Annotated in this window: 16 protein-coding genes and 1 pseudogene; 9 read left to right on the forward strand and 8 right to left on the reverse strand. The window is 74.1% G+C overall.

From position 1 onward, the window contains the following. Nucleotides 1-201: 201 nt before the first annotated feature. The 6 genes and pseudogenes from ACFV3R_RS33330 to ACFV3R_RS33355 form a co-directional block, all read left to right on the forward strand. Entirely contained in the window at nucleotides 202-1,821 is a 1,620-nt protein-coding gene (locus tag ACFV3R_RS33330; protein WP_385590973.1) for an APC family permease, read from the forward strand. Between the two features lie 154 nt (nucleotides 1,822-1,975). Continuing rightward, nucleotides 1,976-3,442: a glycoside hydrolase family 76 protein gene (locus ACFV3R_RS33335; RefSeq protein WP_385590975.1), complete on the forward strand. Its 1,467-nt coding sequence runs from the start codon at nucleotides 1,976-1,978 to the stop codon at nucleotides 3,440-3,442. 117 nt (nucleotides 3,443-3,559) lie between these two features. Beyond that, nucleotides 3,560-4,819, forward strand: a complete 1,260-nt coding sequence (locus ACFV3R_RS33340) for an MFS transporter (protein ID WP_385590978.1) — start codon at nucleotides 3,560-3,562, stop codon at nucleotides 4,817-4,819. 313 nt (nucleotides 4,820-5,132) lie between these two features. Next, complete coding sequence (locus tag ACFV3R_RS33345; protein ID WP_385590980.1) at nucleotides 5,133-6,308, forward strand: mandelate racemase/muconate lactonizing enzyme family protein; 1,176 nt, start codon at nucleotides 5,133-5,135, stop codon at nucleotides 6,306-6,308. A 232-nt stretch (nucleotides 6,309-6,540) separates the two neighbouring features. Further along, nucleotides 6,541-7,080, forward strand: a complete 540-nt coding sequence (locus ACFV3R_RS33350) for a DUF4142 domain-containing protein (protein WP_385590982.1) — start codon at nucleotides 6,541-6,543, stop codon at nucleotides 7,078-7,080. Nucleotides 7,081-7,492: 412 nt separating this feature from the next. Further along, nucleotides 7,493-7,837 (forward strand): annotated as a pseudogene (locus ACFV3R_RS33355) (GNAT family N-acetyltransferase); the annotation flags it as partial. A gap of 273 nt (nucleotides 7,838-8,110) precedes the next feature. Here ACFV3R_RS33355 and ACFV3R_RS33360 read toward each other — a convergent pair. The 3 genes from ACFV3R_RS33360 to ACFV3R_RS33370 form a co-directional block, all read right to left on the reverse strand. Beyond that, on the reverse strand, nucleotides 8,111-8,899 hold the full coding sequence (locus ACFV3R_RS33360; protein WP_385591004.1) for an SDR family oxidoreductase: 789 nt from the start codon (nucleotides 8,897-8,899) through the stop codon (nucleotides 8,111-8,113). Nucleotides 8,900-9,116: 217 nt separating this feature from the next. Further along, nucleotides 9,117-9,788 carry a response regulator gene (locus tag ACFV3R_RS33365; protein ID WP_385590984.1) on the reverse strand — a complete coding sequence of 224 codons (672 nt, stop codon included), beginning with the start codon at nucleotides 9,786-9,788 and terminating at the stop codon, nucleotides 9,117-9,119. Further along, nucleotides 9,785-11,518 carry an ATP-binding protein gene (locus ACFV3R_RS33370; RefSeq protein ID WP_385590986.1) on the reverse strand — a complete coding sequence of 578 codons (1,734 nt, stop codon included), beginning with the start codon at nucleotides 11,516-11,518 and terminating at the stop codon, nucleotides 9,785-9,787. The genes ACFV3R_RS33365 and ACFV3R_RS33370 overlap by 4 nt, the downstream gene beginning before the upstream one ends. Before the next feature lie 248 nt (nucleotides 11,519-11,766). On the opposite strand from ACFV3R_RS33370, the gene ACFV3R_RS33375 reads away from it, so the two are divergent. Next, on the forward strand, nucleotides 11,767-13,320 hold the full coding sequence (locus ACFV3R_RS33375) for a GntP family permease (protein WP_385590988.1): 1,554 nt from the start codon (nucleotides 11,767-11,769) through the stop codon (nucleotides 13,318-13,320). A 128-nt stretch (nucleotides 13,321-13,448) separates the two neighbouring features. Here ACFV3R_RS33375 and ACFV3R_RS33380 read toward each other — a convergent pair whose 3' ends face one another. The 3 genes from ACFV3R_RS33380 to ACFV3R_RS33390 all read right to left on the reverse strand — a co-directional run bounded on the left by ACFV3R_RS33380 (nucleotide 13,449) and on the right by ACFV3R_RS33390 (nucleotide 16,902). Beyond that, nucleotides 13,449-14,072, reverse strand: a complete 624-nt coding sequence (locus ACFV3R_RS33380; protein ID WP_385590990.1) for an RraA family protein — start codon at nucleotides 14,070-14,072, stop codon at nucleotides 13,449-13,451. Between the two features lie 171 nt (nucleotides 14,073-14,243). Continuing rightward, complete coding sequence (locus ACFV3R_RS33385; protein WP_385590992.1) at nucleotides 14,244-16,058, reverse strand: alpha/beta fold hydrolase; 1,815 nt, start codon at nucleotides 16,056-16,058, stop codon at nucleotides 14,244-14,246. 289 nt (nucleotides 16,059-16,347) lie between these two features. After that, nucleotides 16,348-16,902: a hypothetical protein gene (locus ACFV3R_RS33390; RefSeq protein WP_385590994.1), complete on the reverse strand. Its 555-nt coding sequence runs from the start codon at nucleotides 16,900-16,902 to the stop codon at nucleotides 16,348-16,350. A gap of 370 nt (nucleotides 16,903-17,272) precedes the next feature. Here ACFV3R_RS33390 and ACFV3R_RS33395 point away from each other — a divergent pair, with 370 nt between their 5' ends. Further along, nucleotides 17,273-18,310 (forward strand): zinc-binding alcohol dehydrogenase family protein, encoded by a 1,038-nt coding sequence (locus tag ACFV3R_RS33395; protein WP_385590996.1) that lies wholly within the window; start codon nucleotides 17,273-17,275, stop codon nucleotides 18,308-18,310. Between the two features lie 74 nt (nucleotides 18,311-18,384). Here the strand turns inward: ACFV3R_RS33395 and ACFV3R_RS33400 are convergent, their stop codons facing one another. Next, nucleotides 18,385-19,395, reverse strand: coding sequence for a trypsin-like serine peptidase (locus ACFV3R_RS33400; protein WP_385590998.1), 1,011 nt, complete (start codon nucleotides 19,393-19,395; stop codon nucleotides 18,385-18,387). A 289-nt stretch (nucleotides 19,396-19,684) separates the two neighbouring features. Next, entirely contained in the window at nucleotides 19,685-20,521 is an 837-nt protein-coding gene (locus ACFV3R_RS33405) for a chitosanase (protein WP_385591000.1), read from the reverse strand. A gap of 274 nt (nucleotides 20,522-20,795) precedes the next feature. Here ACFV3R_RS33405 and ACFV3R_RS33410 point away from each other — a divergent pair, with 274 nt between their 5' ends. Continuing rightward, nucleotides 20,796-21,725: a Rieske 2Fe-2S domain-containing protein gene (locus ACFV3R_RS33410; RefSeq protein WP_385591002.1), complete on the forward strand. Its 930-nt coding sequence runs from the start codon at nucleotides 20,796-20,798 to the stop codon at nucleotides 21,723-21,725. The last annotated feature ends 90 nt before the right edge of the window (nucleotides 21,726-21,815 follow it).

Below are 21,815 nucleotides of genomic sequence, written 5' to 3' on the forward strand. Positions count from 1 at the left end.
CGCCGCGCCCCGGCCGGACCCCCCCCCGCCCCCCGCCCCCGCTTCCGTGTGTGCGCAGACCCGCACGACTTGCCCGGCCCCCGGGGGGGGCGGGTGGCGGGCGACACCCAGCGTCGAGGATGATGACGGACGCCTCCGCCGCCGGAAGGTTACGCTCCCAGCGCGCGGCGCGAGGCTGCGTGAGGTGAGGGAGGCGACACCATGTCCGAGGACGGCGGCAGCGCGACGCCCCGGTGGGACACACCGGCCGTGCAGGAGCGGAGGCTGCGCCGGACGCTCGGCTTCTGGGGGCTGACCGCGGTCGGCTTCTCCAACATCGTCGGGTCGGGTTGGCTCTTCTCCGCGCTGTACGCGGCGCAGACCGCCGGCCCCGCCTCGCTGCTGTCCTGGGTGGCCGCCGGCCTGCTGTGCGCCCTCATCGCCCTCGTCATGATCGAGCTCGGGGCCTCCCGTCCCGAGGGCGGCGGCACGGTCCGCTGGCCCCTGTACGCCAGCGGCCGGCTGGTGGGCACACTCGTCGGCTGGTCCGTGCTGCTCTCGGTGGGCGGCACCGCGGCCGAGATCAGCGCCATCATGCAGTACGCCGACCACTACCTCACCGGCGTCTACAGCGGCGGCTCCCTGACGCCCCTGGGGCTGGGCGTGGCCGTCGCACTCAGCACACTGCTCACGGTCCTCAACTGGTTCACCGTCACCGCCTTCGCCCGGCTCAACAACCTGGTGTCGGTGCTCAAGATCGTCATCCCGGTCGTCACGGTCATCGCCCTGCTCGCCTCCGGCTGGCACGCCGGAAGGCTCACCGGCCACGGCGGCTTCGCGCCCTACGGCTACGGCGCCTGCCTGACCGCGCTGGCGGCCGGAGGCGTGGTCTACTCCGTCAACGGCTTCCAGGCGCCCCTGGACTTCTCGGGCGAGACCCGCAACCCCCGCCGCACCGTGCCGGCCGCCGTGCTGACCGCGATCGGCCTCGCGGTGCTGGTCTACCTCGCGTTGCAGGTCGCCTTCCTCTTCACGGTGCCCGAGCGGCTGCTCGGGCACGGCTGGAGCGGCGTGCAGTTCGACTCGCCCTTCGGGCAACTCGCCCTCATTCTCAACCTCCAGTGGCTCTCCAGCCTGCTCTACGCCGACGCGGTGCTCTCACCCGGCGGTTCGGCCTATGTCGGGGTCGCCGTCGACGCCCGGCACACCTACGCGCTCGCCAAGAACCGCACGCTGCCGCGTCTCTTCATGCGCGTCAGCGAAGCGCGGGGCATCCCGCACCAGGCCCTGCTGCTCAACCTCGCGGTCATCTTCGTCTTCCTGCTGCCGTTCGGGGGCTGGCAGGACATCGTGAGTGTCATGGGGGACATGTACCTGCTCATCTACGCCTCGTCCGCCGTGGCCGTCGCGGTCTTCCGCACTCCGGCCGGCGGCGGCACGGTGGGCCGGGTGCCGGGGCTGCGGTGGATCGCCCCGGTGAGCTTCGTGGTGGCGAGCGAGTTCGTGTACTGGTCGGGCTGGCACGACCTGCGGCTGGCGCTGCCGCTGGTCCTGCTGGGGGTGGCGCTCTTCCTGGCGACGCGGCGACGCACGGTCCGGGAGACGGAGCGGACGCCGACACTGGCCGAGGAGGTGAGGACCGGACTGTGGTGGGTCTGCCACCTCCTCGCGCTGACCCTGCTCTCCTGGGTGGGGTCCTTCGGAGGGCGCGGGTGGCTGCCCGCGCCCTGGGACTCCGTCGCCGTCGCGGTGCTCGCGCTTGCGGTGTTCGGCTGGGCGGTGACCTCCGGGGCGCGGCACCTGGAGCGGGGGTACGGGCAGGAGGCGCTGCCGGCCGCCTGACCCGGCGGCAATGGGAGGGGATCCGGTGGGATGCGGTCGGGGTGGGGCTCACCCCCCGTGTATTGTCGTGTACCTGGCGTGCGGTTACCGTCTGCGGCGCCCGCATCCGTCGCCCGTCCTCGCCCCGCTCGGGGCGATCTCCCCTGGGGGTCGTATGAAGTTGTACCGGTCGACGTTCACCGCCGTGGCGACCGTGGTCCTGACATCGTTGTCAGCTGCCGGTTCCCTCGCCCAGGCCGCGCCGGCGCACGAAGCCGTCGCCGCGACCGTCTGCGACAAGTACTGCGACGCCCGTGATCCGGCGCTCTCCCCGAAGGACCGCTCCGGGCCCTCCGTCAGCCTCTCCGGCCGCTCGATCACCCTCCACCTCGACGACTTTGACGACATGGGCTGGGCCTCGCTCACCGGAGGCGGTCCCGGCGACGAGGTCTGGCTCGACCGGTCCTGGGACGGCGGCCGGACCTGGAGCGACGGCAGCCGCCTCGGCAACACCGTGGTACCCGGTGGGCAGAGCGGCTGGCGCACCCTCATGTACAACGCCGACGACTGGAACAACCGCGGTGTGGGCGCCCTGCGTGCCTGCGGCCTCACCAGCGGCTCCGCCGCGATCGCCTGCACGGCCTGGGCCCGCACCACCTGGAACGCCGGCAGCCGCAGCCTGGCCGCGGCCACCGCGCAGATGCAGTTCTACGACCGGAACACCGGCCTGTTCGACACCACCGGCTGGTGGAACTCGGCCAACGCACTGAACGCGGTGATCGACAACATCGAGGCGACGGGCGTCACCAGCTACGAGTACGCCGTCGCCGACACCTACGACAAGAACCTGAGCGCCCAGGGCGGCCAGTTCCGCAACGACTACCTCGACGACACGGGATGGTGGGGACTGACCTGGATCGCCGCCTACGACCTCACCGGTGAGAGCCGCTACCTGGACACCGCGCGGGCCGACGCCGACCACATGGCCGCCTACTGGGACGGCACCTGCGGCGGCGGCGTGTACTGGAACACCGACAAGAAGGTCAAGAACGCCATCCCCAACTCCCTCTACATCCAGCTCAACGCGGCCCTGCACAACCGCATCGGCGGCGACACCACCTACCTCCAGCGGGCCAAGGACGACTGGGCCTGGTTCCAGGGCACCGGAATGGTCAACTCCGACGGCACGGTGGGCGACGGCATCTCGCTCTCCTCCTGCCGCAACGAGGGCGCCACGGTGTGGTCCTACAACCAGGGGGCGCTGATCGGCGGCCTGACCGAGCTCTACCGCGCCACCGGTGACTCGGGACTGCTCACCTCCGCGCGGCGGATCGCCGACGCGAACACCACCAGCCCGCTGCTCAACACCTCGGCAGGCATCCTCCGGGACCCGTGCGAGAGCGGCGACTGCGGCGCCGACGGCACCTCCTTCAAGGGCGCGGACGTCCGCGGCCTGGCGAAGCTCGACGCGGCCCTCGCCGACCACCCCTACACCGCCTACCTCAAGCGCCAGGCCGACAACGCCTACGCCCACGACCGCAACGCGCTCGACCAGTACGGCCTGCACTGGTACGGGCCGCTGGACACCACCGACGCCGCCCGCCAGCAGAGCGCCCTGGACCTCATGAACGCGGCGGGTTGACGGCGGGCCCGGCGGCGCACCGGACGCGCCGCCGGGCCCGGCCTTCGCCGGCGGCCACCCCCGTGACGGACGGGGCCCGGCGGCCACGCGTCGCACACCTGCGTGGTTAACTGCGTCGTGCCCGCCATATCCACCCCCCACCGCTCCCGTCTCCTGCTCGACCTGACGCCGCTGCGCATCTCGCCGCACTACCGCCGGCTGTGGTGCGGCAACACCGCTTCGTGGGTCGGACAGCAGATGACCGCCCTGGCCGTCTCCCTCCAGGTCTTCGACCTCACGAAGTCGACCTTCGCCGTCGGCCTGGTGGGGCTCTGCTCACTTCTCCCGCTGGTGGTCTTCGGGCTCTACGGTGGGGCGATCGCGGACGTCGTGGACCGCCGCACCCTCGGCCTGGTCAGCGCGTGCGGGGCGACCGCGATGTCCGTGGTGCTGGCCCTGGCCGCCCTCGCCGACGTGCGGCAGGTGTGGCTGCTGTACACCGTCGTCGCCCTCCAGGCGGTCTGCTTCGCGGTCAACTCGCCTGCCCGCTCCTCGATGATCCCCAGGCTCATCCCGACCGAACACCTGCCGGCGGCGAACGCCCTGAACTCCCTGACCAGCAACCTCGGTCTGATGGGCGGCCCCACCCTCGGCGGGCTCATCGTGGGGTGGCAGGGCTACCAGGCCGCCTACCTGGTCGACGTGGCCACCTTCGCCGCCGCCCTGTACGCGATGTGGCGCCTGCCCTCGATGCGACCCGAGACGGCCCCGGGCAGCAGGACGGGACGCCCCCGCGTCATGGAGGGGCTGCGGTTCCTGGCGACCCGCCCCAACCTGCGGACGACCTTCCTCTGCGACCTGGCGGCCATGGTGCTGGCGCAGCCCCGCGCGCTCTTCCCGGCCGTCGCCGGCCTCTGGTTCGGCGGGGACACCGAGACGGTCGGGATGCTGGTGGCCGCGCCGGCGGTGGGAGCCGTCCTCGGCGCGCTGTTCTCCGGCAGGTTCGGCGGGGTCCGCCGGCACGGCACGGCGATCCTGCTGGCCGTCGGCGCCTGGGGACTGGCCGTCGCCGCCTTCGGGCTCTCCCGCGAACTGTGGTGGGGCCTGTTCTTCCTGGCGCTCGCCGGTTGCGCCGACACCGTCTCGATGGTCTTCCGCGGCACCATGCTCCAGGCCGCCGCACCCGACGAGATGCGGGGCCGCCTGCAGGGCGTCTTCGTCGTGGTGGTGGCCGGCGGGCCCCGGCTGGGCGACTTCCTCGCCGGCTCCGTCGCCGACCTCGCCACACCCACCGCGGCCGTCGTCGGAGGGGGGCTGGCCTGCGTCCTGGCGGTGGCCGTCCTCGCGCTCAGCCGCCCCGGCTTCCTGCGCTACGACGCGCGCAACCCGCAGCCCTGAGCCCCGACGACCCGCCTCCTTCCGCCCGGGACGGTGGGGGAGGGCGGACCGCAACAGGGGACAGGTCGCCTCCCTGTGATGCGGTTTACGCATCAGTCCATGCCGGATGCGTGTTGGACGTGGATCGACCACTGACCGTAAGTTCGTGAGAACCGTCGGCCGACCGGAAGCCGGGGCCCTGCCGCGACCGCACGCCGGCCGCGAGACACCGTCCGAACGCCGTCGCGCCACCGGCCGCAGAGCGCCCGGCTGTTCAGCGGTCCGAGGGGACACCCCGTCGCTCCGCATCCACCTCACACACAGGGACACGAAGGTGACGACGAACACCACACAGCACGCCGCGCTCCGCTCGGGTGAGGCGACCCTTGACCGGATCCGCTGGATCAGGCTCTCCTCGGTCACCCTGCCGCTGGCCACGCCGATCAGCGACGCCAAGGTTCTGACCGGCCGGCAGAAGCCGATGACCGAGGTCGCCTTCCTCTTCGTCGAGTTGGTCACCGAGGAGGGCCACGAGGGCATCGGCTTCAGCTACTCCAAGCGCGCCGGCGGCCCCGGCCAGTACGCCCACGCCGTCGAGATCGCACCGGAACTGCTCGGCGAGGACCCCAGCGACATCGGCAGGATCTGGACCAAACTGGTGTGGGCGGGCGCGTCCGTCGGCCGCAGCGGCCTGTCGACACAGGCCGTCGCCGCCTTCGACGTCGCGCTGTGGGACCTGAAGGCCCGCCGCGCCGGACTCCCGCTGGCCAAACTGCTCGGCGCCCACCGGGACTCCGTACGCTGCTACAACACCTCCGGCGGGTTCCTGCACACCCCCACCGAGCAGGTACTCGACAACGCCACCGCCTCGCTCGCCAGCGGCATCGGCGGCATCAAGATCAAGGTCGGGCAGCCGGACGGCAGGGAGGACCTGCGGCGCCTGAGCGCGGTCCGCGAGCACCTCGGCGACGACGTCCCGCTCATGGTCGACGCCAACCAGCAGTGGGACCGCCCGACGGCGCAGCGCATGGGGCGCGCCATGGAGGAGTTCGGCCTGGTCTGGATCGAGGAGCCGCTGGACGCCTACGACGCCCGCGGGCACGCCGCGCTGGCCGCCTCGCTGGACACCCCGGTGGCCACCGGCGAGATGCTCGCCAGCGTCGCCGAACACGTCGAGCTGATACGCCACGACGCCGCCGACGTCATCCAGCCCGACGCCCCGCGCATCGGCGGCATCACCCAGTTCCTCAAGCTGGCTGCGCTCGCCGAGCACCACCACCTCCAGCTGGCACCGCACTTCGCGATGGAGATCCACCTCCACCTGGCCGCGGCCTACCCGATCGAGCCCTGGGTCGAGCACTTCGACTGGCTCGCCCCGCTCTTCCACGAGAGCCTGCACATCAGCGACGGCCGGATGCACGTACCCGCCCGCCCGGGACTGGGCATCACCCTCACCGAACAGGCCCGCGCCTGGACCCGTGAGACCCAGGAGTTCGGCTCCCGCCCCTGACAGCCCACGCAGACTCCGGCGCGCCCCGCCCCCGCCTCCACGGCACGGCCACAGCAGGTGAGGACGGGTGGCGCACCGTGGTCGGGTTGGGCCGGTGGGGTCATCCGGCGTCGAAGAACGCGGCAGTCGGGGCACTCACACCTCCGGCGGGGCGGTCGGTCCGCCTCCGCCGGAGCGCCCCGGTCCCGCGTCGCCACCGGCGACCTACGGCCCGGGCAGGAACGGAGAGCTCATGCGCACACGAACGGCCGGCTGGACGGCTGCGGCAGCCACCGCCCTCACCCTGGCCGGGGGCCTGGTGTCCCCGGCGCACGCGGCGAGCGTCACACAGCAGGACGCCGCGTTCCTCAAAGCCGCCCACCAGAGCAACCTCGCGGAAATAGCCGCCGGGCTGGACGCCCAGGTGCACGCCCGCTCCTCCTGCGTGAAGAAGGTCGGCGCGCACTTCGTTGCCGACCACCGGAAACTGGACGCCTCGGTGCGCGACCTGGCCCGCCGCCTCGGAGTGACACTGCCGACGGCGCCCAACGCCCAGCAGCGCAGCGCCGCGGCTCAGGCCAAGGCACAGGTGGGCAAGGCCGCCTACGACTCGACCTGGCTGTCGACGGAGGCCGCCGGCCACCAGACCACCCTGAACGCCATCGACCGGGAGCTGAGGGCCGGCAGCAACAGCCAGGTCGTGGCACTGGCGCGTACCGCCCGGCCCGTGGTCGCCGGCCACCTGAGGCTGGTCAGCGGCGGCACCTGCCGGACACCCGCCACCTCCGGCTGACCCCTGCCCTCGGCCGCCGCCCGGTGGAGCACCACGTGCCCGGCCGGGCACCGTCGCCGTCCGGCGGAACGGGTCACGCGCCGGTGGCCCCCCGGAGAGTCCCCGGAGGGCCACCGGCGACCGCGTCCGGACCAGGAGGACGAGCACTGACCGGTCCGTCCTGCGCGTCCTGAGCGTGCGGGGCAGAGGGCCGCGGGGGTGCTCGATGCCGGCTCCCTGACGGCTGCTTCGCGGAGCGAGCTGCCCCCGCAGCGGCGGGCGGGGACCACGCGGCGTCCGCCGGCGTCCCCGACCGGGCACCCGTGCGCCGCCGGCTCCGTCGTCATCCGCTTGCCCCGGGCACAGGTCAGCGCTGCACTTGGCGCGGCACCACCAGCCGTGGTGCCGCGACTTCGGGGAGGCAGCGGTGGCAATGGAGATACGTTCCACGACCGATGAGGACCTCGACGTCTTCGTCGACACGGTCCACGCCGCTTTCGGGCGCTTCCCGGAAACCCCGGTCGAGGGCGGCGGGCTGTGGTGGTCGGCGCTCGAGACGGACCGCTGTCTGCTCGCCCTGACGACGGACGGGCGGCCCGTCGGCACCGCCGCCGCCTACTCCTTCGAGCTCACCCTGCCCGGTGAGGCCCTCGTCCCGGCCCCCGGGGTGACCGCCGCCGGGGTCCTGCCCTCGCACCGGCGCCAGGGCGTGCTCAGCGCGATGATGCGCCATCAGCTGGCCGGTTTGCGGGACCGAGGGGAGTTCCTCTCCGTGCTGTCGGACCGTGTTCCGCCACGTACCGCCCGAGCACCCGCTGTGCTGGCAGTTCGCGGACCTCCGAGCCGGCGAGGTGTGGCGGGAGAGGCGCGCCGCACGAGAGCGGCCGGGGCGGGGCACGGAGGATTTCCCTGGTTGCGAGAGGGACGCAGCGGCGCGGACGCCGAGGACCGGCAGGCCGGGCTCGGCGGGCCGGGGCGGCTGCCGGCCACTGCGTTCTCCCCGTCGGGGGGCTCGGCCTCGCGGCGTGGAAGCCGAGCCCCCGGCCGCGTCTCAGCCCCGCCCGACGAACGGCATGGCGGTCGCCATCACCGTCGCGAACTGCACGTTCGCGCCCAGCGGCAACTCGGCCATGGCCAGTACGGTGCGGGCCACGTCCTCGGCGTCCATGACGGGCTCCGCCAGGATCCGCCCGTCCGCCTGCCGCACGCCGCTCGCCATCCGCTCCGTCATCTCCGTCGCCGCGTTGCCGACGTCGAGTTGCCCGCAGGCCACGGAGTAGGGCCGGCCCTCCAGCGACAGCGACTTGGTCAGCCCGGTCATCGCGTGCTTCGTCGCGGTGTAGGCCACGGAGTGCGGCCGCGGCACGTGCGCGGAGACCGAGCCGTTGTTGATGATGCGTCCGCCCTGCGGCCTCTGCTCCTTCATCATCCGGAAGGCGGCCTGGGCGCAGAGGAAGGCGCCCGTCAGGTTCACGTCCACCACCGCCCGCCACTGCTCCGGGTCGACGTCCTCCACCGGCACCGCCGGGCCGAACGTGCCCGCGTTGTTGAAGAGCAGGCCCAGCGGTCCGAAGCGTTCCGCTGCGGCGTCGAAGAGCGCGCGGACCTGCTCGGTGCTGGTGACGTCGGTGGGGACGCAGAGGATGTGGGCCCCTTCGCCGGCCGCCCGGGCGGTCTCGGCCAACTGCTCCGCACGGCGCCCGGCCAGCGTGACCGACCAGCCCGCGGCGGCCAGGGCGAGTGCGGTCACCCGCCCGATGCCCGAACCCGCCCCCGTGACGACCGCGGTACGGGCGGCCCGGCGTTCACCGGCCGACTCGGCGGTCCTGGTCTCCTGCATGTTCTCCTCCGTCATGATCGCAGGGTAGGCAGCAGGCCGGGGAGGTTCCGGGGCGGGGGCGTCGTCCGTGTCCTCTGCGTCCTCCTGCGCATGGCCCGTCGCTCCCGCTGCCCTTCTCGCCGCTCGCCGCTCGCTGCCGTCGTCGGGCGGGACCGGACAGTGGGCCACCTGGCGGGCGGCGGACGGCCGGAAGGGGACCGGGTCGGCGTGAAGCAGGTCAGGAGGCGGGCCGGTACTCCTGCTCGGGGCGGCCCGTCGCCCCGTAGCGCAACCGCATCCGCAGCAGTCCCTCGGAGGTGAGCCCCGCCAGGTAGCGCTGGGCCGTGGCTCGGGAGACACCTGTCCGCGCCCCCACCTCCCCGGCCGACAGCGCGGTGCCGGCCTCCCGGACCGCCGCGAGGACCAGCTCCCGGGTGGCGGCCTGGGCCACGGTCCCGCGCTCCTGCCGGGCGGCCGGGGCCCACAGCGCGGCCAGGGCGCTGTCGACCGTGTCCTGCCCCGCCTCCGCCCCGTCCAGCAACTGCCGGTAGCGGGCGTACCCCTGGAGTCGCTCGGTCAGACGCCGGGTGGGGAAGGGCTTGACGAGGTAGCCCAGCGCCCCCGCGGCGAGCGCAGCACGCACCGTCGCCCCCTCGGCAGCCGCGCTCAGCACGAGGCAGTCGCAGCCCCAGCCGCGCACCAGGTCCAGCCCCGAACCGTCGGGCAGGTAGACGTCGACCAGCGCCAGGTCCACCCGGGTGCCGGCGGCCACCCTCAGTGCCTCCGCCACGGAGCGGGCCGTGCCGACCGGGGTGAAGCCGGGGGTGTCGGCCACGTACGAGGCGTGCAGGCCCGCGACGTGGAAGTCGTCGTCGACGACCAGGACGGTGTACTCCTCGGCCCCGCTCACTGCGCCCCCTGAAGGACCTGCGGCAACCGCGCCACGAAGACCGCGCCGCCGAGGCGGTCCCGAGCGGGCTCCTCGCCGCCGCGGGCCGGCGGACCACCCCACTCGACGAGGTCCACCTCGCCGCCCCGGCCGCGGGCGATCTGCCGTACCAGCGCCAGCCCCACCCCGCGTCCGCCGACCACCGAGTGGTGGTTCTTGCTGGACACGCCCTCCTCGAAGACCGCCCTGCCGATCGGGGCGGGCACACCGTCCCCGCTGTCGGCCACCGTGACCAGCAGCGTCGACCCCTCGGCCATCAACTCCACCTCCACCGTCGCCGTCCCGCGCAGCCCGTGGGCCGCCGCGTGGACGGCGTTGTCGACCAGGTTGCCGAGGACGGTCGTGACGTCCACCGGCTCCGCGACCCGCCCTGCCACCCAGGTCCCCTCGCCGAGCACCAGCCGCACCCCGCTCTCCCGCGCCTGTGCCGCCTTGGCCCCGAGGAAGCTCCGCAGGTACGCGTCGTCCACCGCGTCCCAGCCGTCCGGCGGCGGACCGAGCCCACCCGGGCCCGTGCCGAGCAGCTCCTCCAGGTAGCGGGCGGCCTGCTCGACGCGACCGCCCTGCACCAGCCCCGCCACCACGTGCAGCCGGTTGCCGAACTCGTGGCGCTGGGCGCGCAGCGCGGAACTCATGGCCTGCACCGCGTCGAGCTGCCGGGTCAGCGACTCGACGTCGGTGCGGTCCCGGACGGTGACCAGGGTGCCCAGGTCCCGGTCGGCCCGCCGCACCGGCCGGGCGGAGACCACCAGCACGCGCTCCCCGACCGCGGTGACCACCGGTCCGCTCCCCTCTCCGGCCGCCGCCACCACCTTCAACACCCCGTCAGTCAGGCCGAGTTCGGCCAAATTGTCGCCGGCCTCGCCGCGGACCGAGAGCAGCCGGCGGGCCTCGTCGTTGACGACCGTCATCCTCCCCGAGGGGTCCAGGGCCAGTACCCCCTCCCCGATGTCGTGCAGCACCGCCTCCTGCTCCTGCACCAGCCGGACCAGCTCCTCCGGCTCCAGCCCCAGGGTCAGCCGCTTCCACCGGCGGGCCAGCGCCGTCGAGGCGGCGAACCCCAGCAGCATCGCCACCGACAGGAACGCAGCCCCGCCCAGCAGCACCGCCACGACGCGCCGCCGGACGTCGGAGGCGGCCACCCCGGCGTTGGCCTCGCCCACCACCCGAGAGGAGTGCGGCGCGTACACCGGCACCTTCGCCACCACCTCCTCGCCGAGGTGCGCGTGGTCGTGGGCCAGCACCTCGTGGCCGGCCAGGGCGCGGGAGGGGTCGGTGCTCACCATCCGGCCCAGCTGCGCCCGCTGCGGATGCGCCAGACGCACCCCGCGGTCGTCGGTGACCACGACGAAGAGCGAGCCGGTGCGCCGCCGCGCGGCCTCTGCCACAGCCTGCACGGGTCCGTCCGCCAGATGCGCGGCGTCCTCCCGCGCCCGGGCGGCCCGGACGCCGGCGGCGGTGGTGGCGTAGCGGGCGGCCTCGGCGCGGACGACGGGGTCGGAGGCGACGGTGCGGGCCACGGCGAGTGCCCGGAGCTGGTAGTCCCGTTCCACGTCCGACTTGTTCACACAGGCGAAGGCGAGGAAGGCCACGGTCAACGTCAGCGCCACGACGGCGCACTGCAGGAGCAGTACCTGGGTGCGCAACCGCACCCGCCCACGTCGCCGTCCGACCGCCCTGGAGAACCTCACCGCCTGACCGTATCCGGCCCCGGTGCGCCGCCGGGAGACGGCTGGGACGTGGCGGTGCACACAATGCGCACAACCCGCACATGGCGGTTTTCGCGGGTTGCGCACGCAACCTGGTGGCCGGGCAGCGGCGCGGGATAGCTTCGCCCGCGCAGTGACCACAGAGCCGCAGTGAGCAGGAGCCCTTCCATGACGCCACCCTCCGACCAGCCCCGGGACGGGCTCCGCCGCGACGTGTGGGAGGGGCGGCGGTGACGGCGCACACCTGGGGCCTGCTGGCCGTCCTCGCCCTGTCCATCGTGGCGCTCATCGCGCTCATCAACTCGCGACTGCGCCTCCACCCCTTCCTGGCGCTCACCCTGGTCTCACTCGCCGCGGCGATCGCCGCCGGGGAACCCGCGGGGAAAATCGCCGAGTCGCTGGAGACGGGCGCCGGCGGCATCCTCGGGGACGTCGGCGTGACCCTGGCCTTCGGCGCCATGCTGGGCCGGCTCCTGTCGGACTCGGGTGCCACCGACCGCATCGCCCGCCTCATCGTCGACCGCGCCGGCGGCCGCTCCCTGCCCTGGTACATGGCCGGTGCCGCGTTCGTCATCGGCATCCCGATGTTCTTCGAGGTCGGGCTGATCGTCCTGCTGCCCCTGATCTTCAGCGTCGCCCGGCGCCTCCACGGCGAGCACGGCGTCAAGGGCTCGCCGTACGTGTACCTGGCCACCCCGGCGATCGCCGCGCTCTGCACGCTGCACGGCATGGTCCCGCCGCACCCCGGGCCGCTGATCGCGGTCGACGGCCTCCACGCCAACCTGGGGCTGACCATCGGCGTCGGCCTGGTGTGCGCGGTGCCGACCGTCGTCCTCGCCGGCCCCGTCTACGGCCGCTGGCTGGCACCCCGGCTCGCGGTGCAGCCGGACCGCACCCTCGTCGCGCAGTTCACCGGCGCCGAACCGGACGCGGTGCCCGCCTCCCCGGCGGTGCCCGCCACCGCGGGAGCGCCCGGCGACGGCCCGCGGAACGGCGAGCCGGTGCCCGCGACCGGTACCACGGCGGCTCCGGCCGGGACGGCCACCGCCGGGACGATGGCGGCTTCGCCCGTGTCGCCCACAGCCGGAACGGCAGCCGCCGCCGAGCAGCGCCGCCGGACGGTGCCCACCGGCTGGGCGGTCGCCGCCGTCCTCGTCCCGGTGCTGCTGATGCTGCTCAACACCCTGAGCGACCTGCTGCCGGGGGTGCCGCCGGCCCTCGCGCACACCCTCGCGCTGACGGGTGAGCCGGTCGTCGCGATGTTCTGCGGCCTGCTCTTCGCCCTGCTCGCCGTCGCACTTCCGGGCGGAGCGGGAGGTGAGGCGATCCGGGCCTCGCTCGGTGAGAGCCTGCGCTCCGTCTCCGGCATCCTGCTGATCATCGCGGGCGGCGGCGCCTTCAACCAGGTGCTGAAGGACTCGGGCATCGGAGCGGCAGTGGAGTCCGCGGCCTCCGGCGCCCACCTCAACGTCCTGGTCCTCGGCTGGTTCCTGGCGCTCCTGCTGTCCTTCTCCACCGGGTCGGCGACCGTGGGCATCGTCGCCGCCACCGGCATCCTCGCCCCGACCGCCGCGACCGAGCCGAGCCTGGTCACCGCCCTCCTCGTGGTCGCGATCGGGGCCGGCTCCATCGGCCTCAACTACGTCAACCACGCCGGTTTCTGGCTGGTCAAGGAGTCCTTCGGCATGACGCTGGGCCAGGCCACCAAGTCGCACACCGTCATCCAGACGATGGTGAGCGTCTGCGGTCTGCTGATGACGCTGCTGCTCTCCCTGCTGGCCTGACGGGGCACCGGCACGCGCGGGAGGGACGGAGGCCGCGCTTCCGGTCACGGCCGCCGCAGGCCGGCCGGTGCGGGTGGGCGGGCGCGGGCGGCCCGGACCCGTGCCGGCCGCCCGCGCCCCGCCTTGCGTCAGTCGGTGCGGCCGTTCTCCGCGAGCAGCCGGTCGATGCGCGCGCGGTGCTCCCGCTCCCACTCCTCCAGCGTCTGGCCGGCCTCCTTGCGGAGCCTGGCCTGCGCCTGGACGAGCACCTCCCCGGCCCGGGCGCGGGGCGTCACGACGACCCCCTCCTCGTCGGCCACCACGACATCCCCCGCCTCGACGTCCACGCCGCCGCACCGCACCCGCTCGCCCAACGGCAGGACCGCGGCCTTGACCCCCGCCACCGGCACCACGCCGCGGGCGACGACGGGGAAGCGCGCCTCGCGCACCTCGGCCAGGTCCCGGATCACCCCGTCGACCACGAGGGCCGCGATGCCCCGGCGTTGGGCCACCGCGCAGACGTTCCCCCCGGCCACCGCGGACTCCACCCCGCAGCCCGCCACGACGAGCACCGAACCGGGTGCCGCGCGGTGCACGGCGGCATGCAGCATCAGGTTGTCACCCGGCGGGCACCGCACCGTGAAGGCCGGCCCCGCGAAGCGCGGCATCCCCTCCCACAGCGGACGCATGCCGAAGTCCATGGCCTGCGATCCGCCCAGCACGTCGGCGAGGGTCGTGGTCGGAACGTCACCGAACGCCTCAAGGTCGTCCATCTCGTCACTCTCCCAACGGGCCGTGGCACCAGGCCGGTCGCCGCCCGGGTGGGAACCGGCCGGCCACGACCGCTCGAGACCTCGGCCCGCCCCGGCCTGGGGCGGGCCGCTTCGTGCCCCGAGCATCCCACCGCCGGGCAGCGACCACCGCGGGCGGGTCCCGGCCCCGGTTCAGCCCAGGTCGCCACCGACGACCGGCAGCGAGAGCACGCCCGGGCTCCCCGGCGCGCTGCGCACCGTCACCGGCTTGGTGACGCGGTTGCCGTAGTAGGCGTCGTCACTGGCGGCCACCACGAACCGCAACCGGTGCCCCGGCTCGTAGCGGTGCACCATCCCGGGCAGGTCGACGGTGAAGGGACGGGTCACGTCGGGCACCCGCACCGGGGCGACGAGACGGTGCACCAGGGTCTGGCTGCCGTCCGGCGCCACGTCGTAGAGCTTGGCGAACAGCACCAGCTTGCCGGCGGCGTCGGAGGAGTGCTGGGTGAGGGCCGCCGCCGGCGAGTCCACCTGGAGGGTCGCCCGCGGGATGCCCGCCACGTCCAACGGCGTGCTGCCCACCGGCTTCGAGGTCCAGGCCGCAAAGGTGCCCGGCGTGTCGTACGGCTCGGGGTCGCCGAGACCGATCAGGCCGGCCAGCGAGCTCTCCGAGTGGCTGGTGGGCAGCAGCGAGTTGGCGTACGAGCGGTGGCCGGCCACGACCTGGTCGGCAGCGGTGACGAGCGTGCCGTCGCCGGAGAGGTGGAGTTCGCGGGCGGTACCGGCCGGGTAGGCGGCGCTGGTGCCGTACCGCTGGTCCCCGGTGAGCCAGTCCTCGTAGTAAGCGAACGCCGGGCCGGTGTCGGCGGCCCGGTCGTGGTGCAGGTAGCGGTCGAACCAGGCCAGGATGCGCTGTCCGACGTAGCTGGTGTCCAGGTTGCCGGTGGCGAGGTCGAGTTCGCCGGCAGCCGGGTCGTCCATGCCGCCGCTGTGGCCCCACGACTGCCAGATCATCTTCGCCGTGGTGCCCTGCGCCGTGAGCGCCCGGTACGTGGCGGTCGCCTCGTTGAGGTTGAAGAGGGTGTCCGTCTCGCCCTGGACGAGGAGGGTGGGTGCCCGGACCGAGGACAGGTAGGAGACCGGGGAGATGCCGCGGGCGTAGCCGAGCCGGTCCGCGGTGGGCCCCGCCGGGTAGGCGCCGGAGTCCAGCAGCCGTTTGGTGGTGCAGGCGTCCGAGACGAAGTGCAGGCAGCCCGCACCGCCCAGCCGGGACGGGTCCAGGCTCGGGTGCAGCAGCCCCTGCGCCTCACCCAGCAGGAAGAAGCCGTTGGTCCACTGCCACTTGTAGACGCCCGGGACAGCGGTCGCGGAACCGTCGGCGGCCCGGGCCGCGTTGGGGTCCAGGGCGTAGGACAGGTCGTTCCAGGTGATCAGCGGCACGAGCGCGTCGACCCGGTGGTCGACCGAGGCGGTGGCGAGCTGGATCGCCCCGCCGTAGGAGCCGCCTGTCATGCCCACCCGGGGGTCGCCCGGGGCGTCCTTCTCGACGTAGTCGACGCGGGTGCCGTCGTCCGCCGCCCGGGTGCCCGCCAGGACGTCGACCAGTCCGCTCGCCGCGCGCCCGTCGCTGCGCGGGGCGTCCAGCGAGATGGGGCAGCCGGTCGCGCCGAAGCCCAGGCCCGAGTAGGCCATGGCGACGTACCCGTGGTCGGCGAAGGCCTTGGCGATGGCGTCGGTCGAACCGTCGTCCTTCGAGCCGCCGAAGCCGTTGGTGGTCAGGACGGCGGGCGCGGGGTGGGCCGCGTCCACACCGGCGGGCCGGTAGACGTCGGCGTCGACCACGCACTCGCGGTCACCGGCGTGCACCGTGACCTTCAACGTGGTGACGCTGTACCCGTCCGCGGCGGCAGCGGGCCCGGTGACGGCGAGCGGCGCCAGGAGCGCGGCACCCGCGGTGAGGATGAGGCCGGCGCGGCGGCGACCGGTCCTGGAGATGGCGCGAGGCACGAGCGTCCTCCACGGGAGGTAGGAACGACCGGTCACCGACTGGTCGGTAACCTCGCCCGATCATCAGCCGCACCTCACAGGGGTGTCAACAGGAGTGCATGCGACTCGTGTTGGCGCCTGACGTCGGACGACCTGCCCGGCCACCGGTCCCACGGCCACCCGCTGCCTTCTTGCCGAGCGCCCCCGCCGAGCCGTGGACCGTTCCGGAGCACCGCGCCCCGGAGGCCGACCCGGTGCACCGGTGAGAGGTGGTCCGGCCCGCCGCGGCCGGCGTCCGGGTACGGGCCCCTCAGCCGCGGGTCACCTTGTCGACGGCGCACCGGGCGACCCGGTCGACCACGCTCTTGGCCTGCGGCGCGACCTGCACGGTGACCGTGCCACCCGCCGGCACCCGCGTCGTGGCCGAGCCGTAGGAGAGGTGCCCGCCGTCGGAGCCCAGGAAGTCCAGCCGCACCTGGAAGACGTCGCTGCGGGTCCGGGTGGAGTGCAGATGCACCAGCGCGCGGTCCGCGCCGCCCGTGCCCACGCACCGCACCACCTCGGCGGTGACCTCGCCGCTGCGGTACCGCCCGGAACCGGTGGTGGCCGGCGCGGTGCGGGGGGAGCGGGGGCGGGCGGGGGTGCGCGGGGTGGAGCCGTCGTCGCCGGTGACGGTGGAGTCCTCGTCGCTCTGCGAGCCGGTGCTGCCACTCGTCCCCGAACCGGAGCTGCTCGACGAGGTGTGGCTGCTGCACCCGCCCCCGCCGCTGCCGGAACTGTGACCGTGCCCGTGTCCCCGGGTGAAGCCGGTGAGAGCGAGGACCACCAGAGTCAGTACCGCCGTGAACCTGAACCCGCGCCGCATCCGTCCACCTCAGGAGTCTTCCGGTCCGCGCGCTTCTCGCCCGCGGTCTGCTCGTCGTGCTCGGCCGCGGGGGCCGACCCTGCCCCCGTGCCGTCCCGGGGCATCCGGCCGGCCCGCCGGGACTCCCCGGTGCCCCGCGATGGACGGCACCCTACCCGGTGCACACCCCGGCGTCCGCGGTCAACGGGAACACCCACGCGCCGAGCCGCCGCACTGCCCGTGACACCTCCGGCCGTCCGGGAGCGGCACCGGACCACCAGGGGCCGCGCCCCCGCATCCCGGCGAGCACCCGGCCTCCATCCTGGTAATCCTGGACCCAGGATGAGCCGTGCCCTGGGCGGCACCCCGCAGCCCCGGCAGGCTCCTTCCCATGACCCAGCACACCGCACCCACCGACGCCCCGACCGCCCCCACCGCGCCGCGGACGCCCACGCCCACCGAGCGGACGCGTGCCGTCGCCATCACCGGGTTCGGCGAGGCGGACGTCCTGCAAGTGGTCGACACGGAGCTGCCGCTCCCCGGCCCCGGCCAGGTCAGCGTGGACGTCGCCTACGCCGGTGCCAACTTCGCCGAGATCCTCTACCGGCGGGGCGTGGTGGACGTGCCCCTGCCCTTCGTCCCCGGCATCGAGGTCGCCGGCCACGTCCGGGCGGTCGGCCCCGGTGTCGAGGGCCTCACGGTGGGTCAGCCGGTCGCGGCGCTGACGATCGTCGACGGCGGCGGCTACGCGCGGACCGTGACCACCGCCGCGGAACTCGTGGCACCGCTGGACGGCCTGGGCCTCGGGCTGGACCTCGCCGCGGCCCTCCCCTCCAACAGCACCACCGCGTTCCTGGTGCTGGAGAGGGTGGCGCGCCTTGCGCCGGGGGAGCGCGTGCTCGTCCACGCGGCGGCCGGCGGAGTCGGCAGCCAACTCGGGCAGGTCGCGCACCTGCTGGGGGCGGACCGGGTGGTGGGCACGGTCGGCGGCCCGGAGAAGGTCGAAACGGCCCGGGGGTTCGGCTACCAGGAGGTGTTCCTGAGGGACGAGATGTCGGGGGCCGGGGAGTTCGACGTGGTGGTGGACATGGTCGGCGGCCCGGCCCGTCACGCCGGCCTCGCACTGCTGGCCCCGATGGGCCGCCTGATCGTGATGGGCAACGCCTCGGGCGCCCCGGACGTCGGCATCCCCGCCAACGAGCTGTGGTTCACCAACAGGACCGTCTCCGGCTTCAACCTGGCGGCGTTCGCCGCGGCCCGTCCCGCCGAGGCCGGCAGGGCGCTGCGTCGCGCGGTGGCCGCCGCGGCGCAGGGACGGCTGACCGCACAGGTCGAGACGGTGCCGGTGGCCCAGGTCGCACAGGTCCACCGGCGTATCGAGTCCGGCGCCACCACCGGCAAGCTGGTGCTCGACCTCGCGGCGCTGTGAACGGGCCGGGGAGGAAGAGGTGCAGCCGGGGCGTCCCGCCCGCCCCTCAGGTGCCGGGCGGGACGCCGGGGGCGTCAGGCCGCGCCCGCCTGCTGGTACAGGCCGAGGGCCTCGTTGCCGAGGAAGGGGTGGTACTCGTTGCTGCCCGCGCTGACGCTGATGTTGCCCACCAGGTAGCCGCTGCCGGCGGCGGTGTCGAAGTCGGCGAGGAAGCCGCCGCCGCTCGATCCGCCGGTCTGCACGCAGTCGATGCCCCACATGGTCGAACCCTCCCGGCCCGCGTCGGCGAACTCGTCGCCCTCGCAGTGGTTGAGCCGTTCACCGTTGCCCTCGGCCGCGGAACCGCCGTAGCCGAAGGAGTGCACGTGGCGACCGGTGGGGGAGTTGAAGGCGATGCCCTGCGCGCCGACGGTGTCCCCCAGGGTGCGGCCGTCGACCTGGCCCACGCGGGCGAAGGCCATGTCCCAGTTGGCGTTGCCGGCCGTGGCGACGTACTGGTCGAGGTGGAAGAGGTCCGTCGCGGTGAAGGTCCCGTAGGGGCGGTTGCCGTTGGCGTAACCGGGGATGAAGACCCAGTTGCGGTACACCTCGCCGGTGGCCGCGTCCACCACGCAGTGCCCCGCGGAGAGGACGACCGAGCGGTTGTCGGCGTTCGCCACGGTGGCCGAGCAGGCGAAGGTGCCGCCGCCGGCGTTCTGGAAGAAGACCTTCCCCTCGGTGGTGCCGATCAGGCCGCCGCCCGTCCAGGGGGCGGGGGAGGAGGCGGTCAGCGCTGCCCGGGCGGCGGCCTGTCGCACCGCGGCCGGCGCCGGGGCGGGCGCCACCCGGACCTCCGCACCGGTGCGGCCCGGCGCGGTGACCCCGGGCGCTGCCGAGCGGTGGGACGCGGCCGGCGCAGTCCTCGTGACGTCCCGTGCCCCGCGCAGCCGGGCGTCGGTCCAGAACCGCAGCGCCTCCTGCTGCCGGGCGGTGGAGACGTGGGTGCGGTGGGCTCCCGAGGGCGGCGGGGCAGCGCTCACCGGGGAGGCGGACCAGGCGGTCATGCTCAGGGCCAGGGCGGCGAGTGCGCCGGCGACGGCTCTCATACGGGTTCTCCTTCTCACCTGGAACTCGTGGGATGCCGCCCGAAGACGGGACGCCGGCAGTGAAGACGGGACGCCGGCAGTACGGACGAGTGCTGACAACGTTGTCTGTCCGTCAACCACCGGCGTCGGCGGCGGAGTTCAGGGTGGTGGCCCCGGCCGGCCCTGTACAGGTGGCCAACCGGCCAATGTACGCGGCGGGCTGCGGCCCCGCCCCGGGGCGGGGCTGGGGCGGGGTGACAGGGGCCGGGGCGCGGTGTGCGCGGGTGCGGGCCGGAGCCCGCCGCGGCTCTCAGCCGATGTGGTAGCTGTCCCCGTACACCTTCCAGTCCAGCGGGGTGTCGAGGTTCAGGTTCCCGGCGTCGAGGAACACGCGCTGCTCGGTGTCGACACGGGTGGTGTCGCTGTGCGCCTCCTCCTGCTTCATCGCCCACACCCGGGCGTCGAGGAAGGCGTTCAGGTAGTCGGTCTCGTCGCCGCCCTGCGAGGGGGTTCCGGCGTCGGCGAGAGCGCGCTTCCTGATGCCGCCGAAGCTGGTGGCGTCGTCCCCGTCGCCGTGCATCACGATCGCGTCGTAGTAGATGAACTGGCCCAGCACGCCCAGCCCGTCGGACTTCCCGCGGGAGACCGCCGGGTCGAAGTAGACCCGGTCGCGCTCGTCGTCCTGCGCCTGCTGGAAGTCGGGATCCTTCGCGGCGGACCTCCAGTCACGGGGGAAGTCCGGGTCGAGCCCGCTGTGGGAGTCGGAGCCGTCGACCTCCCGCAGCGCGGGCAGGTACTTCGCGAGGACGTTGTCCGGAACCCGGTCGGTGTAGAGCTCCACCAGCTCCAGCATGTCACCGGTGCCGGAGCAGAACCCGATGATGCCCGCCGTGTAGCCGCGGCCGTCACCGATGTCCTCGATGTAGCCGTACTGCGCCTTCCAGTCCAGCGAGGAGTTCTCGGCGCTGGAGACCAGCTCCATGGCCAGCTCCTTCTTCGCCGGGTCGTCCAGGCCGGTGGCGGTGGCCGCCGAGGCGTGCGGGCCGGCGAGGAGGGGGGAGGTGAGCGCCAGAGCACCGAGGAGCGCGATCAGTGAGCGCCGCGAGGGCTGCGAGGGGGGAGTGGAGCGAGTGGCGGAGCTGTGCACGGTTGCCTCCCGGGAGGACGGTCGGTGGGGTCTGCGTCGTGCCGCCGTTCGTCAGGAAGGTTTCCTACCAGAAGCCGGACGGTGCCGGAAGGTGTCCCTCCCGAATGGGACGGGAGGGGCTGACGGGGTGACCACCCGGACCGTCCTGGGCCGCCACCCCTCGGCTGCCCCGCCCTCGGGGAGGAGACCGCAACGGCGGATTGCGGGGGCCGGGCTCAGACCCCGGCGGGTGCACCCCGGGTTTGAAGCGGTGCCGCACGGCTAATCGGGGATCATGCGCCTGCCCCTGACCCGACGTTCCCGGTCCGACGCCGCCTCCCCGACCACTGCGCCCGCACGCGCCGAGGTCCCCCTGGTCTGGTCGCTGGACCGCCTGGAGCAACTGAGCGCCCTCGACCGGGTGATCAGCCCCCTGCAGCGCGTGGTCCAGGCCCTGCCGCTGGGCCCGGCCCGCGACGTCCTCCACGGCCGGCAGCTCGGCCACCCGCTCCACCCCGCACTGGTCCTGCTCCCCATGGGGACCTGGCTCTCCGGGAGCCTGCTGGACCTCCTGCCGGGTCGCGAGCGGGCCGCCAGGACCCTCGTCGGCGCCGGAGTGCTCACCGCAGGGCCGGCGGCCCTGGCCGGCTGGGTCGACTGGGCCGAGCAGCACGAGCAGCAGAAGCGCACCGGGCTGGTGCACGCCGCCACCAACATCGCCGCGCTCTCCCTCTACGGCGGCTCCTGGCTGGCCCGTTCCCGGGGCCGGTACCGGATCGGCCGGTCCCTGGGCTGGGCGGGTCTCTGCGCCGCCGGCGTCGGCGGGCTCCTCGGCGGGCACCTGGCCTACCGTCAGGGCGCCGGCCCCAACAAGACGGAGCCGGTGCCGCACCTGCTGGAGCCCGACTGGTACGACCTGGGCCCGCTGCGCGACCTCCCCACCGGCCGGCCCGTGCGGCGACTGCTCGGCGAGGTGCCCGTCCTGCTCGTCCGGGAGGAGGACGACCGGGTCCACGCCCTCGCCGACCGGTGCAGCCACCTGTCGGGACCGCTCTCCGACGGGGAGATCGCCGACGGGTGCGTCACCTGCCCCTGGCACGGCAGCGTCTTCCGCCTCTCCGACGGCTGGAACGTCAAGGGGCCCGCCACCGCCCCGCAGCCCTGCTTCGAGACCCGGACCGCGGCCGACGGCCGACTCCAGGTACGGCTCCCGGGCGCAGGCTGAGGCACGCGGCTGCCCCGGCACCGCGCCCGGGCCGCCGCGAGCACACCGGCCGGCCGGTGCGTCCCGATCGCCGGGCCGGAGCAGTCGCTC

Source organism: Streptomyces sp. NPDC059740, assembly GCF_042733155.1.
Lineage (GTDB): Bacteria > Actinomycetota > Actinomycetes > Streptomycetales > Streptomycetaceae > Streptomyces.

Coding starts and splice junctions, on each gene's coding strand:
- ACFV3R_RS33390 (WP_385590994.1), bottom strand. CDS start 16,902: ATGCGGCGCGGGTTCAGGTTCACGGCGGTACTGACTCTGGTGGTCCTC.
- ACFV3R_RS33360 (WP_385591004.1), bottom strand. CDS start 8,899: ATGCAGGAGACCAGGACCGCCGAGTCGGCCGGTGAACGCCGGGCCGCC.
- ACFV3R_RS33330 (WP_385590973.1), top strand. CDS start 202: ATGTCCGAGGACGGCGGCAGCGCGACGCCCCGGTGGGACACACCGGCC.
- ACFV3R_RS33395 (WP_385590996.1), top strand. CDS start 17,273: ATGACCCAGCACACCGCACCCACCGACGCCCCGACCGCCCCCACCGCG.
- ACFV3R_RS33380 (WP_385590990.1), bottom strand. CDS start 14,072: ATGGACGACCTTGAGGCGTTCGGTGACGTTCCGACCACGACCCTCGCC.
- ACFV3R_RS33335 (WP_385590975.1), top strand. CDS start 1,976: ATGAAGTTGTACCGGTCGACGTTCACCGCCGTGGCGACCGTGGTCCTG.
- ACFV3R_RS33410 (WP_385591002.1), top strand. CDS start 20,796: ATGCGCCTGCCCCTGACCCGACGTTCCCGGTCCGACGCCGCCTCCCCG.
- ACFV3R_RS33350 (WP_385590982.1), top strand. CDS start 6,541: ATGCGCACACGAACGGCCGGCTGGACGGCTGCGGCAGCCACCGCCCTC.
- ACFV3R_RS33400 (WP_385590998.1), bottom strand. CDS start 19,395: ATGAGAGCCGTCGCCGGCGCACTCGCCGCCCTGGCCCTGAGCATGACC.